The organism is Sedimentitalea sediminis (assembly GCF_042687825.1).
GTDB lineage: Bacteria > Pseudomonadota > Alphaproteobacteria > Rhodobacterales > Rhodobacteraceae > Sedimentitalea.
In genome coordinates this window covers 15,142-29,331 of sequence record NZ_JBHUQE010000029.1, presented here as the reverse complement: position 1 = coordinate 29,331, position 14,190 = coordinate 15,142, and the positions used below count along the sequence as shown (strand labels likewise).

Here is a 14,190-nt window from a genome sequence, read left to right as displayed (position 1 = left end):
CGCTCAAACTTTTCCTTACCCATGACAGGTCTCCTTTTTCTCTTTCGGATGGCGGGGAGGCCCCGCCCTACAGTTGGTGGGTAGGGCGGGGTTCACCCCGCCACCCGGTTATGCGTATTTGGCCTGGATCTCGTCGCTGATGTTCTGCGGCACCGGATCGTAATGGTCGAACTGCATGGTAAAGTTCGCCCGGCCCGAGCTCATCGAACGCAGCGTGTTGATATAGCCGAACATGTTGGCCAGCGGCACCATCGCGTCGATGGCGATGGCGTTGCCGCGGGTTTCCTGTCCCGTCACCTGACCGCGGCGGCTGGTCAGGTCGCCGATGATGCCGCCGGTGTAATCCTCGGGGGTCACCACCTCGACCTTCATGATCGGTTCCAGCATCTTGGCGCCGGCCTTGCGCATGCCTTCGCGCATGCACATGCGGGCGGCGATCTCAAAGGCCAGCACCGAGGAGTCAACGTCATGGAACTTGCCGTCGATCAGCGCCACCTTGAAGTCGATCACCGGGAAGCCGGCCAGCGGGCCGCTGTCCATGACCGATTTGATGCCTTTTTCCACGCCCGGAATGTATTCCTTGGGCACGGCACCGCCGACGATGCGGCTTTCGAAGGAATAGCCCTCGCCCGGCTCGGTCGGCGTGATGATCAGCTTGACCTCGGCGAACTGACCCGACCCACCGGATTGTTTCTTGTGGGTATAGGTGTGCTCGACCTCGTGCCCGATGGTCTCGCGATAGGCCACCTGCGGCGCACCGATATTTGCCTCGACCTTGAACTCGCGCTTGAGGCGATCCACCAGGATGTCCAGGTGCAGTTCGCCCATGCCCTTCATGATGGTCTGACCGCTTTCCAGATCGGTCTCGACGCGGAAGGACGGGTCTTCGGCGGCCAGACGGGCCAGACCCTGGCTCATCTTCTCCTGGTCGGCCTTGGTCTTGGGCTCGACGGCAATCTCGATCACCGGATCGGGGAAGGTCATGGTTTCCAGAACCACCGGATCGTTGACCGCGCACAGCGTGTCCCCGGTGGTGGTATCCTTGAGACCGGCCAGCGCGATGATGTCGCCGGCAAAGGCTTCGGTGATTTCCTCCCGGTTGTTCGAGTGCATCATCATCATCCGGCCGACGCGCTCTTTCTTGCCCTTGGTCGAGTTCAGCAGGGTCGCGCCCTTTTCCAGCGTGCCGGAATAGATGCGGGTAAAGGTCAGCGAGCCGACGAACGGGTCGTTCATGATCTTGAACGCCAGCGCCGAGAATGCCATGCCGTCATCCGCCCGACGGGCGATGTCGCGGGTCTCGGTCTCGTCACCCGGCTTGAAGCCCATATAGTCGACGACGTCCAGCGGGCTGGGCAGATAGTCGATCACGGCGTTCAACAGCGGCTGCACACCCTTGTTCTTGAAGGCCGAGCCACAGAGAACCGGGATGAACTTGATGCCCAGGGTGCCGGCACGGATCAGGCGGCGCAAGGTCGGCACGTCAGGCTCTTCGCCCTCCAGATAGGCCTCCATCGCGTCGTCGTCCATTTCGACGGCGGTCTCGATCAGCGTCGCGCGCCATTCGTCGGCGGTGTCCTTGAGGCTATCGCGGATCGGACGCTTTTCCCAGGACGCGCCCAGGTCTTCACCGGCCCAGACCCACTCTTCCATGGTGACCAGGTCGACGATGCCTTCCAGCTCGTTTTCGGCGCCGATCGGGATCTGGATCGGGGCGGGGATCGCACCGGTGCGGTCCTTGATCATCTTCACGCAGTTGAAGAAGTCGGCGCCGATCTTGTCCATCTTGTTGACGAACACGATACGCGGCACCTTGTAACGGTCTGCCTGACGCCACACGGTCTCGGTCTGCGGCTCGACACCGGCATTGGCGTCCAGCACGGCGACCGCGCCGTCCAGAACCGCCAGCGACCGCTCGACCTCGATGGTGAAATCAACGTGGCCGGGTGTATCGATGATGTTCATCCGGTGCTTGGGCGTCTCGGCGGTTGCACCGTCTTCGGTGCGCTCCCAGAAGGTGGTGGTTGCAGCCGAGGTGATGGTGATGCCGCGTTCCTGCTCCTGCTCCATCCAGTCCATGGTGGCCGCACCGTCGTGCACCTCACCGATGTTGTGGGATTTGCCGGTGTAATACAGGATCCGTTCGCTGCAGGTGGTCTTGCCTGCATCGATATGGGCCATGATGCCGAAGTTGCGGTAGCGGTCGAGCGGATAGTCGCGTGCCATGGATCTGAGCCTCTGAGGGGTTACCAGCGGTAATGGCTAAAGGCTTTGTTCGCCTCGGCCATCTTGTGGGTGTCTTCGCGCTTTTTGACGGCGGAACCGCGGGATTGCACAGCATCCAGCAATTCGCCGGCCAGGCGCTCTTCCATCGTGTGTTCGTTGCGGGCGCGGCTGGCCTTGATCAGCCAGCGGATCGCCAGCGCCTCGCGGCGCTCGGGGCGCACTTCGACGGGCACCTGATAGGTGGCACCGCCAACCCGGCGCGACCGGACTTCGACGCTGGGCTGGATGTTTTCCAGCGCCTCGTGAAACACTTCCAGCGGCGACCGTTTGATCTTGCTCTCGATCCGGTCCATCGCGTTGTAGACGATGCGCTCGGCAACCGACTTTTTACCGTCGATCATCAGGTTGTTCATGAATTTGGTCAGAACCGTGTCGCCAAATTTGGCGTCGGGCAGGACTTCGCGTTTTTCAGCGGCGTGACGACGTGACATGTCGTTCTCTCCTTATTTGGGACGCTTGGCGCCGTATTTGGAACGACGTTGCTTACGGTCTTTGACGCCCTGGGTATCCAGAACACCGCGCAGGATGTGGTAACGCACGCCGGGAAGGTCCTTGACACGGCCGCCGCGGATCAGGACCACCGAGTGCTCCTGCAGGTTGTGGCTTTCGCCGGGAATGTACGAGATCACCTCGAAACCGTTGGTCAGGCGCACCTTGGCCACTTTCCGCATGGCCGAGTTCGGCTTTTTCGGCGTGGTGGTATAGACGCGCGTGCAGACGCCGCGCTTTTGCGGACATTCCTGCAGATGCATGGATTTCGAGCGTTTGATTTTAGGCTGCCGCGGCTTGCGGATCAGCTGTTGGATCGTTGGCATTCAGGTTCTTTCCCCGTCTCAGCAACACATGTGTCTTGCACGCATGTGCGTGCGGTTCAAATTCATCGCAACTTACGCGTCCGCAAGCGCAAAAACCGCAATCGTTCCCATTCCGAGGTGAACGACGCGGTGGGTATCCAGAGGATCGGAGCGTCAGGTGCCCGGATCGTGACCACTACAGTATGGATACGACAAGCGGGGCGACCCCCAAATGCCGAGATAGCGGGCGTATATGGGGAGTCGCAACCGGTGTCAACAGCCTGCGGCGCTTGCCATGCCCCACCGCCTTTGCCACACTGCGGCCACCGGATTTTGGCGCTGGAGCAGGACAGGTCGGGCATGCAGGTCATTGGAATTTGCCGGTTTTCCTACCCCGGCACGGGCGGGTTTCAGATACAGCATGACAGCCTGCAAGAGCGTATCGATTTTCTCTACGCGCATGAGCGGCTCGAGGAAAGGTTCCGCTTTTTCGAAACCGTCACGCTGCCGGGGATCCGCGCGCAGTTCGATCCGGATTTCACCTTTCTGATCGTGATCGGAGACAGCCTGCCGGCGCATCACCGCAAGCGATTGCAGGCCCTGGTGGCGGATATTCCACAGGCGGTGATCCAATCGCACCCGCCGGGGCGGCATCGCGAAGTGATGCAGGCGGCGATCAATTCCGTGCGCCAGCCCAGTCAAGAACCCTGCCTGCAGTTCCGGCTGGATGACGACGACGCGGTGGCCTGTTCCTTTGTGCCCCACCTGCGCGAGGCGGCGCAGCATGTGACCGGCCTGTTGCGCGACAACCGGTGCGTCGCGATCGACTTTAACCAGGGTTTCATTGTTCGGCCCGGAGCGGCCGGGATTGCCGCGAAAGCGATCCACAGACCCTATTGGACGGCCGGTCTGGGCCTGATGTTCCGCCCGGATGTGCGTCTGAGCGTGATGAATTTCGGGCATCACACGGTGCATAAACGCATGCCCACGGTCACGTTCAGCGGCGAGAACATGATGCTGCGCGGCCATAACGACTATAACGACTCGCGTCAGGGGCCGCGGGTCCGGCAGGTGCCGCTGAAACAGCTTGATGCGGATGGCGAGTTGTTGTTCCAGATGACCTATGGCATCGACTGCGACCACGTGCGGCGGGTATTCTCAGCGCCGATGTGACGGACACTGAACCCTGGACGCGACCGCCGCACGGGCGGCGGCCCGCGCGGCCCTGTGTTCGCGATACAAGGTAAAGACCCCGGTGGCGACGACGATGCCGGCCCCGATCAGGGTCAACCCGTCCGGCCAGTCGCCAAAGGCCAGCCAGCCCAGCACCAGCGCCCAGATCAGCCCGGTATAGCGGAAAGGCGCGATCACCGACACGTCACCCACCCGCATTACCATCACGCTGAACAGATAGGCGCCCAGGATGAAGACGGACGATCCGATCAGCAACAAGCCAAGCCGCATGTCCACGGGCTGCCAGTCAACACCCAGCGCGCCGACGGCAAAGAACAGAAATACGGTCAGCGAGCTGATCAGCGTCACCGACATCGACGAGACGCCCACCGACATCCGCCGGGTCGCCAGATCCCGCACGGTGACGCAGACCACCGCTGCCAGCGCATAGAGCGCATCCGGGCTGAACCCGTTTGGTCCCGGCCGCACGATCAGCAGCATCCCGGCAAAACCAACGGCGATCGCCATCATCCGGCGCCAGCCGACCGGATCGCCAAAGAACAGCGCCGCCCCCAGAGTCACCGTCAGCGGCAGGACCTGCAGGATGGCTGTGACGTTCGCCAGCGGCATGTTCAACAGGGCGGTCAGAAAGAAATAGGCCGCGGCGGTTTCGCTGAGCGAACGCAGCCCGACCAGCAGCCAGTCGCGGCGCGACAGATCAAACCGCAACACCCCCAGATAGCGCGCCAGGCCAAAGATCAGCAGGGTCGACATGGCCCCGCGCAACGTCAAGAGCTGCGCCAGCGGCAGGGCCCCGTCAGTGGCCTTGATGCAGGTGTCGTTCAGAGTGAACCCGGCCATGCTGGCCATCATCAACAGCGCCCCACGCGCATTCGGCGTCATCCCGCCCTCCGCATCGTCATCGGCGGCGCGCCAGGGTTGGCTTTGCTGCAAAGGGGCGTCTGCCCCCGGCCCTGTCGAATGCGCGCATGTCCGTTTCCCCCGAAACCTGTCTGCGCGGCTTTGGCCCCCATGGCAAGTCCCTTGCAACCCGCTGTGCACGGAGCCCGAAGCAAACGATATGACCCCAGTATGCGACGGTTTCCCAACTCGGAAGAAGCAGACGCATGCAAGCGCATGTTTCCTGCAATCGCGCGTGGCAACCAGATCTCGGCAGAACAATAGGAAACAAAATCAAACGCCTGCCGGAAAGTCCGGCAGGCGCTGTTCTTGGGTCTCAAGCCCCCGCATACGACGATGCGGGAACTCCTGCGCTTGGGATCGGGTCAGGCGATCAGTCGCGGCTTTCTGGTGTATCCACCAGATTGCCGAACACGTCGCCACCGATGATGTCCTCCTCGGTCGGAGCGGCCAGTGCCGCGGCAGCCTCGGCCTCTTCGCGACGGGCTTCGATCACCACATTGTCGCGCTCGGACGCGATGCGGCGCACCCGCTGCGTCGCGCCCCCGGTGCCGGCCGGGATCAGACGGCCCACGATGACGTTTTCCTTCAGCCCCACCAGCTTGTCCTTCTTGCCCTGCACTGACGCCTCGGTCAGAACGCGGGTGGTCTCCTGGAACGAGGCGGCCGAGATAAAGCTGCGGGTCTGCAGGGAGGCCTTGGTGATGCCCAGCAGGATCGGTTCGCCCTGGGCCGGACGGCCGCCCTTGGCGATCGACTTTTCGTTGGCGGCATCGAATTCCTGCTTGTCCACATGCTCGCCCTTGAGCAGCGTGGTGTCGCCGGAATCCTGGATCTCCCACTTTTGCAGCATCTGGCGCACGATCACCTCGATGTGCTTGTCGTTGATCTTCACGCCCTGCAGGCGATAGACCTCCTGCACCTCGTTGATCATGTAATCGGCCAGCGCCTCGACCCCCATGATGGACAGGATGTCATGCGGCGCCGGATTGCCGTCCATGATATAGTCGCCCTTCTGGATGAAGTCGCCTTCCTGAACCGGAATATGCTTGCCCTTGGGCACCATGTATTCCGAGGTTTCCAGCGTTTCGTCCGCAGGTTCGATGCTGATCCGGCGCTTGTTCTTGTAGTCCCGGCCAAAGCGCACATACCCATCGATTTCGGCAATGATCGCGTGATCCTTGGGGCGCCGCGCCTCGAACAGCTCCGCCACCCGCGGCAGACCGCCGGTGATGTCCTTGGTCTTGGAGCCTTCGCGCGGGATACGCGCCACCACGTCACCGGCCTTGACTTCGGAACCGTCCTCGATGGACAGAACCGCGTCGACCGACATCGGATAGGTCACCGGGTTGCCGGCATCATTGCGCACCGGCTCGCCGTCGCTGTCCACCAGAATGATTTCCGGCTTCAGCTCGTTGCCCTTGGGCGCGGCGCGCCAGTCGATCACGATCTTCTGGGTCATGCCGGTGGCATCGTCGGTCTCGTCGCGCACGGCGATACCGCTGACCAGATCGACGAATTTCGCCGTCCCGGCCTTTTCCGCGATGATCGGCAGCGTGTAGGGGTCCCATTCGAACAGCTTATCGCCAAAGGCCACCTTGTCGCCTTCCTTGACGAACAGCTTAGAGCCATAGCTCAGCTTGTGGCTGGCCCGTTCCTCGCCGTTGCTGTCCTGGATCAGCAACTTCATGTTGCGGCCCATCACCATGGTCTCGCCACTGGCGTTTTCCAGCGTCTGGGCGTTCTCGAACGCGATCGTGCCTTCCTGGCTGGCTTCCAGGAACGATTGCTGGCCGCCCTGCGCAACGCCGCCGATGTGGAAGGTCCGCATCGTCAGCTGCGTGCCCGGTTCGCCGATCGACTGCGCCGCGATGATCCCCACCGCTTCGCCCTGGTTGACCAGGGTTCCGCGCGCCAGGTCACGGCCATAGCACATGGCACAAACGCCTTCCTCCGCTTCGCAGGTCAGCGGGCTGCGGATGCGCGCCGACGCCACGCCGGCCGTCTCGATGGCGTCCGCCATGCGCTCGTCGATGATCTGGCCCTTTTCGACCAGAACCTCGTCGGTACCCGGCTTCAGGATGTCCTCGGCGGCCACCCGGCCCAGCACGCGCTCGCCCAGCGTCGCGACGACCTCGCCGTCATTGACCGCCGGTTCCGCGGTAATCGCGGTTTCGGTGCCGCAATCGTGCATGCGCACGATGCAGTCCTGTGCCACGTCCACCAGGCGGCGAGTCAGGTAACCCGAGTTCGCCGTTTTCAGTGCGGTATCGGACAGACCCTTGCGCGCGCCGTGGGTCGAGTTGAAGTATTCAAGAACGGTCAGACCTTCCTTGAAGTTCGAGATGATCGGCGTCTCGATGATATCGCCGTTCGGCTTGGCCATCAGGCCGCGCATGCCGCCCAGCTGCTTCATCTGGGTGACCGAACCACGGGCACCGGAATGCGCCATCATGTAGACGCTGTTGGGTTCCTGCTCGGCGCCGTTATCGTCGCGGGTCGTGGCCGAAATCGAGCCCATCATCGCCTCGGTGACCCGGTCGTTACACTTGGACCAGGCATCGACAACCTTGTTGTACTTTTCGCCCTGGGTGATCAGGCCGTCCATGTACTGTTGCTCGAAATCCTTCACCTGATCGCGGGTTTCGTCCACGATCGGCCATTTGGTGTCCGGGATCAGCATGTCGTCCTTGCCGAACGAGATACCGGCCTTGAAGGCCTCGCGGAAACCCATCGTCATGATCTGGTCGCAGAAGATGACGCTCTCTTTCTGACCGCAATAACGATAGACCGTGTCGATGACCTGCTGCACTTCTTTCTTGCGCAACAAACGGTTGACCAGCTCAAAGGGCGCCTTGGCGTTCAGCGGCAGCAGCGCGCCCAACCGCACCCGGCCCGGCGTGGTTTCAAAGCGCTTGAGCACCTCGTTGCCTTCATCGTCGATCTGGGTGATGCGCGCGGTGATCTTGCTGTGCAGATGCACTTCGCCCGCATCCAGCGCATGCTGGACCTCGTCGATCGAGCCAAAGATCTTGCCCTCGCCCACCATGCCTTCGCGTTCCAGCGTGACATAGTAGAGACCCAGGATCATATCCTGCGACGGCACGATGATCGGCGCGCCGTTGGCCGGCGACAGAACGTTGTTCGTCGACATCATCAGAACCCGCGCTTCCAGCTGCGCCTCAAGGCTCAGCGGCACGTGCACGGCCATCTGGTCGCCATCAAAGTCGGCGTTAAAGGCGGAACAGACCAGCGGGTGCAGCTGGATCGCCTTGCCTTCGATCAGAACCGGTTCGAATGCCTGAATGCCCAGACGGTGCAGCGTCGGCGCCCGGTTCAGCATCACCGGGTGTTCGCGGATCACCTCGTCCAGAATGTCCCAGACCTCGGGCCGTTCCTTTTCGACCAGTTTCTTGGCCTGTTTCACCGTGCTGGACAGGCCCTTGGCCTCGAGCCGGCTGTAGATGAACGGCTTGAACAGTTCCAAGGCCATCTTTTTCGGCAGACCGCATTGATGCAGTTTCAGTTCCGGGCCGGTCACGATGACCGACCGGCCGGAAAAATCGACGCGCTTGCCCAAAAGGTTCTGGCGGAAGCGGCCCTGCTTGCCTTTCAGCATGTCCGACAGCGATTTCAGCGGGCGCTTGTTGGCGCCGGTGATCACACGGCCGCGACGGCCATTGTCAAACAGCGCATCCACCGATTCCTGCAGCATCCGCTTTTCGTTGCGCACGATGATATCGGGCGCGCGCAGTTCGATCAGACGTTTCAGGCGGTTGTTCCGGTTGATCACCCGGCGATACAGATCGTTCAGATCCGAGGTCGCGAAGCGGCCGCCGTCCAGCGGCACCAGCGGGCGCAGTTCCGGCGGAATGACCGGGATCACGGTCAGCACCATCCATTCCGGGCGGTTGCCGGATTCCAGGAAGGATTCCACCACCTTCAGACGCTTGATGATCTTCTTGGGCTTAAGCTCGCCGGTCGCCTCTTTCAGATCGGCGCGCAGGGTTTCGGCCTCTTGCTCAAGATCGATGGCCGACAGCATCTCGCGGATCGCCTCGGCGCCGATATTGGCGGTAAAGGCGTCCATGCCATAGGCGTCCTGGGCGTCCATGTATTCTTCTTCGGTCATCATCTGGCCATAGGTCAGATCGGTCAGACCGGGTTCGATCACCACATAGTTCTCGAAATACAGCACGCGTTCCAGATCGCGCAGGGTCATGTCCAGCATCAACCCGATGCGGCTGGGCAGCGACTTGAGGAACCAGATATGTGCGACCGGGCTGGCCAGTTCGATATGGCCCATGCGCTCGCGACGCACCTTTTGCAGCGTCACCTCGACGCCGCATTTCTCGCAGACGACGCCACGATATTTCATGCGCTTATATTTGCCGCACAGGCATTCGTAGTCCTTGATCGGGCCAAAGATACGGGCGCAGAACAGACCGTCACGCTCGGGCTTGAACGTACGATAGTTGATGGTTTCGGGCTTTTTGATCTCGCCGTAGGACCACGAGAGGATCCGTTCCGGGCTGGCCAGCGAGACCTTGATTTCGTCAAAGACCTTGGGCGGGGTCAGCGGGTTGAACGGGTTGTTTGTCAGTTCCTGGTTCATTTTGATACCTCAAATTCGTGCGGATGGTGGGGCGGCAGGACGCTCCCCCGCCCTGCGCCGAAGCGCGCAGGGCGGGGAAATCGACCCGCCGTTATTCCTCGACCTCCGCATCCAGGAGTTCCATGTTCAGGCCAAGGCCACGGACTTCTTTCACCAGAACGTTAAAGCTCTCGGGAACGCCCGCCTCGAAATTGTCCTCGCCCTTGACGATGCTTTCATAGACCTTGGTCCGTCCGGCCACGTCGTCCGATTTCACGGTCAACATTTCCTGCAGGGTATAGGCGGCGCCATAGGCTTCCAGCGCCCAGACCTCCATTTCCCCGAACCGCTGGCCGCCGAACTGCGCTTTACCACCCAGCGGCTGCTGAGTGACAAGCGAGTATGGCCCGGTCGAACGCGCGTGGATCTTGTCGTCGACCAGGTGGTGCAGTTTCAGCAGGTACTTGATGCCGACGGTGACCGGGCGCGCGAACTGCTCGCCGGTGCGGCCGTCAAACAGCACCGACTGACCGGATTCGCTGAAGCCCGCGCGTTTCAGCGCGTTGTTCACATCGGCCTCCTTGGCGCCGTCAAACACCGGCGTCGCGATCGGCACGCCGCGGGTGACATTGCCCGCCGCTTCGATCAGCAGATCCTCGTCCATGCCGGCGATGCCTTCTTCATAGACATCATCGCCATAGGCCAGCTTCATCGCGTCACGCACCGGGGTCAGGTCGCCCGAGCGTTTATACTCCTGCAGCGCCTCGTCGATGTTCACGCCCAGGCCGCGCGCGGCCCAGCCCATATGGGTTTCCAGAATCTGACCGACATTCATGCGCGACGGCACACCCAGCGGGTTCAGGCAGAAATCGACCGGGGTCCCGTCGGCCAGGAACGGCATGTCTTCCATCGGCACCACCTTGGAGATCACACCCTTGTTGCCGTGACGGCCGGCCATCTTGTCGCCCGGCTGCAGCTTGCGCTTAACGGCCACGAACACCTTGACCATCTTCATCACGCCGGGGGGCAGATCGTCGCCGCGGCGTACCTTTTCGACCTTGTCCTCGAACCGGGCGTCCAGCGCGCGTTTCTGCGCCTCGTACTGCTCGTTCAGGGCCTCGACGACCTTGGCGTCCTCTTCGTCCTCCAGCGCCAGCTGCCACCACTGGCCGCGGCTCAGGGTTTCCAGCAGGTCCTCGGTGATCTGCGAACCGGCCTTGACACCCTTGGGTCCCTTGACCGCGACCTTGCCCAGGACCATGTCCCTGAGACGGGCATAGATGTTGCGGTCCAGGATCGCCAGTTCGTCATCGCGGTCCCGCGCCAGACGCTCGACCTCTTCGCGCTCGATCTGCAGGGCACGCTCGTCCTTTTCCACCCCATGACGGTTGAAGACTCGGACCTCGACGACGGTGCCGAAATCGCCCGGCTTGACGCGCAGCGAAGTATCGCGCACGTCCGATGCCTTTTCGCCAAAGATGGCGCGCAGCAGTTTTTCTTCCGGCGTCATCGGGCTTTCGCCCTTGGGAGTGATCTTGCCCACCAGGATATCGCCCGGCTCGACATCGGCGCCGATATAGACAATGCCCGCCTCGTCGAGATTGCGCAGCGCCTCTTCGCCCACGTTGGGGATGTCGCGGGTGATTTCCTCGGGACCCAGCTTGGTATCGCGGGCGGCGACTTCGAATTCCTCGATATGGATCGAGGTGAACACGTCGTCCTGCGCGATCCGCTCGGAGATCAGGATCGAGTCCTCGTAGTTGTAGCCGTTCCACGGCATGAAGGCGACGACCACGTTCTTGCCCAGCGCCAGTTCACCGATATCGGTGGACGGGCCGTCGGCGATCACCTCGCCCTTTTTGACTGTATCGCCCACCTTGATCAGCGGGCGCTGGTTGATGCAGGTGTTCTGGTTGGACCGCTGGAACTTGCGCATGCGGTAGATATCGACCCCCGCATCGCCCAGTTCCAGATCCTCGGTGGCCCGGATCACGATCCGCTGCGCGTCGACCTGGTCGATGATGCCGGCGCGTTTCGCCATGATTGCCGCACCCGAGTCGCGCGCCACCACTTCCTCGATGCCGGTGCCGACCAGCGGCGCTTCGGCGCGCAGCAGCGGCACCGCCTGACGCTGCATGTTCGACCCCATCAGGGCGCGGTTGGCGTCGTCGTTTTCCAGGAACGGGATCAGCGAGGCGGCAACCGAGACCAGCTGCTTGGGCGACACGTCGATCAGATCGACATTGTCGCGCGGCGCCAGCGTATAGTCGCCCGACTGGCGGGTGCTGACCAGCTCGTTCTTGAAGTTGCCATTTTCGTCCAGCGACGCATTGGCCTGCGCCACGGTGTGCCGCATTTCCTCGGTCGCCGACATGTAATGCACTTCGTCGGTGACATGGCCGTCCTTGACCACGCGATAGGGCGTCTCGATAAAACCGTACTTGTTGACCCGGGCAAAGGTGGCCAGGCTGTTGATCAGACCGATATTCGGCCCTTCCGGCGTTTCGATCGGGCACATCCGGCCATAATGGGTCGGGTGCACGTCGCGCACCTCGAACCCGGCGCGTTCGCGGGTCAGACCGCCCGGTCCAAGCGCCGACAGGCGACGTTTATGCGTCACCTCGGACAAGGGGTTGGTCTGGTCCATGAACTGGCTCAGCTGCGACGAGCCAAAGAACTCGCGCACGGCGGCGGCGGCCGGTTTGGCGTTGATCAGGTCCTGCGGCATGACCGTGTCGATCTCGACGCTGGACATGCGCTCCTTGATCGCGCGTTCCATCCGCAGCAGACCGACGCGGTACTGGTTTTCCATCAGTTCGCCGACCGAACGCACGCGGCGGTTGCCCAGGTGGTCGATATCGTCGATGTCGCCATGACCATCGCGCAGCTCGACCAGCGCCTTGATGCAGGCCACGATGTCCTCGCGGCGCAGGGTGCGCATGGTGTCCTCGGCGTCCAGCGCCAGGCGCATGTTCATCTTGACCCGGCCGACGGCCGACAGGTCATAGCGCTCGCTGTCAAAGAACAGCGTGTCAAACAGCGCGCTGGCGGCCTCGACGGTGGGCGGCTCGCCCGGACGCATGACGCGATAGATGTCCATAAGCGCGGTGTCGCGGTTCATGTTCTTGTCCAGCGCCATGGTGTTGCGCATGTAGGGACCGACATTGACGTTGTCGATGTCCAGCACCGGAATCTCGGTGATGCCCGCGTCGATCAGCTCCTTGGCGGTACCACCGATCAGATCGCCGTCCTTGTCGTATTCCAGCGTCAACTCGTCGCCGGCCTCGACATAGATCGCGCCGGTGTCCTCGTTGATGATGTCCTTGGCGGCGAATTTGCCGACGATATGATCGAACGGCACCAGCAATTCCGTGACCGCGCCCTCGTCGATCAGCTTTTTCACCGCCCGCGGTGTCACCTTCTTGCCGGCTTCGCCGATGACCTCGCCGGTGGCCGCATCGACCAGATCATAGGTCGGACGGGTGCCGCGCACACGTTCGGGGAAGAACGGGGTGACCCAACCCTTGTTCTTTTTCAGCGTGTAGTTGACGGTGTTGTAATAGGCATCCATGATGCCTTCCTGATCCAGACCCAGGGCATAGAGCAGCGTCGTGACCGGCAGCTTGCGGCGGCGGTCGATACGGGCAAAGACGATGTCCTTGGCGTCGAACTCGAAATCCAGCCAGCTGCCGCGATACGGGATGATGCGGCAGGCAAACAACAGCTTGCCCGAGCTGTGTGTCTTGCCCTTGTCATGATCGAAAAACACGCCGGGGCTGCGGTGCATCTGGCTGACGATCACCCGCTCGGTGCCGTTGACCACAAAGGTGCCGTTCGGGGTCATCAGGGGCATGTCGCCCATGAACACGTCCTGTTCCTTGATGTCCTTGACCGATTTCGCGCCGGTATCCTCGTCGATATCGAACACGATCAGACGCAGCGTAACCTTCAGCGGGGCGCTGTAGGTCATGTCGCGCTGCATGCACTCCTCGACATCGTATTTCGGCTTTTCCAGGTCGTAGCTGACGAATTCCAGTACGCTGGTCTCGTTGAAATCCTTGATCGGAAAGACCGACTGAAAGACACCCTTGATGCCCTCGCCGTCCAGCGGCTGCGGCGCGTCGCCAGAGCGCAGGAACAGATCGTAAGAGGATTTCTGGACCTCGATGAGGTTCGGCATATCCAGAACTTCGCGGATTTTACCGTAATATTTACGCAAACGTTTCTGGCCAAGGAAGGATTGAGCCATGTCAGGTGTCACCTTTCAAATTTCTCAACGGTCAAGGATGCCGTCGGGCCCCGGCACCTTGCCCATACGAGACAGCGTGGTCGGATCAATTCATGGCCGCCGTCCCGAATGGCAGCCTCCCGATCCCGTGAACCGCGCCTTGGAAAGGACTCGCCGAAAGTCCTTGCCAAGAC

7 protein-coding genes are annotated in these 14,190 nt (G+C 61.9%); 1 reads left to right on the top strand and 6 read right to left on the bottom strand.

Annotated features, from left to right (window positions below; translation table 11 throughout):
• Positions 1–108 precede the first annotated feature (108 nt).
• Genes fusA through rpsL form a run of 3 tightly spaced genes read right to left on the bottom strand, consistent with a single transcriptional unit; the run spans position 109 to position 3,101 of the window.
• A complete protein-coding gene (fusA, locus tag ACFMPD_RS16200; protein WP_380996660.1) occupies positions 109–2,226 on the bottom strand; it encodes an elongation factor G in 2,118 nt (705 codons plus the stop codon).
• 20 nt (positions 2,227–2,246) lie between these two features.
• Complete coding sequence (gene rpsG, locus ACFMPD_RS16195) at positions 2,247–2,717, bottom strand: 30S ribosomal protein S7 (protein ID WP_380996657.1); 471 nt, start codon at positions 2,715–2,717, stop codon at positions 2,247–2,249.
• Positions 2,718–2,729: 12 nt separating this feature from the next.
• Positions 2,730–3,101, bottom strand: coding sequence for a 30S ribosomal protein S12 (gene rpsL, locus ACFMPD_RS16190; RefSeq protein WP_011570072.1), 372 nt, complete (start codon positions 3,099–3,101; stop codon positions 2,730–2,732).
• Positions 3,102–3,440: 339 nt separating this feature from the next.
• Here rpsL and ACFMPD_RS16185 point away from each other — a divergent pair, with 339 nt between their 5' ends.
• Positions 3,441–4,253, top strand: coding sequence for a putative rhamnosyl transferase (locus ACFMPD_RS16185; protein ID WP_380996652.1), 813 nt, complete (start codon positions 3,441–3,443; stop codon positions 4,251–4,253).
• On the opposite strand, the gene ACFMPD_RS16180 is transcribed toward ACFMPD_RS16185, so the two are convergent.
• The 3 genes from ACFMPD_RS16180 to rpoB all read right to left on the bottom strand — a co-directional run bounded on the left by ACFMPD_RS16180 (position 4,239) and on the right by rpoB (position 14,017).
• Positions 4,239–5,156, bottom strand: a complete 918-nt coding sequence (locus tag ACFMPD_RS16180; RefSeq protein ID WP_380996649.1) for a DMT family transporter — start codon at positions 5,154–5,156, stop codon at positions 4,239–4,241. The two genes, ACFMPD_RS16185 and ACFMPD_RS16180, sit on opposite strands and share 15 nt — an antisense overlap.
• A gap of 391 nt (positions 5,157–5,547) precedes the next feature.
• Entirely contained in the window at positions 5,548–9,789 is a 4,242-nt protein-coding gene (gene rpoC / locus ACFMPD_RS16175; protein ID WP_380996646.1) for a DNA-directed RNA polymerase subunit beta', read from the bottom strand.
• Between the two features lie 91 nt (positions 9,790–9,880).
• Positions 9,881–14,017, bottom strand: coding sequence for a DNA-directed RNA polymerase subunit beta (gene rpoB, locus ACFMPD_RS16170; RefSeq protein ID WP_380996644.1), 4,137 nt, complete (start codon positions 14,015–14,017; stop codon positions 9,881–9,883).
• Positions 14,018–14,190 lie beyond the last annotated feature (173 nt).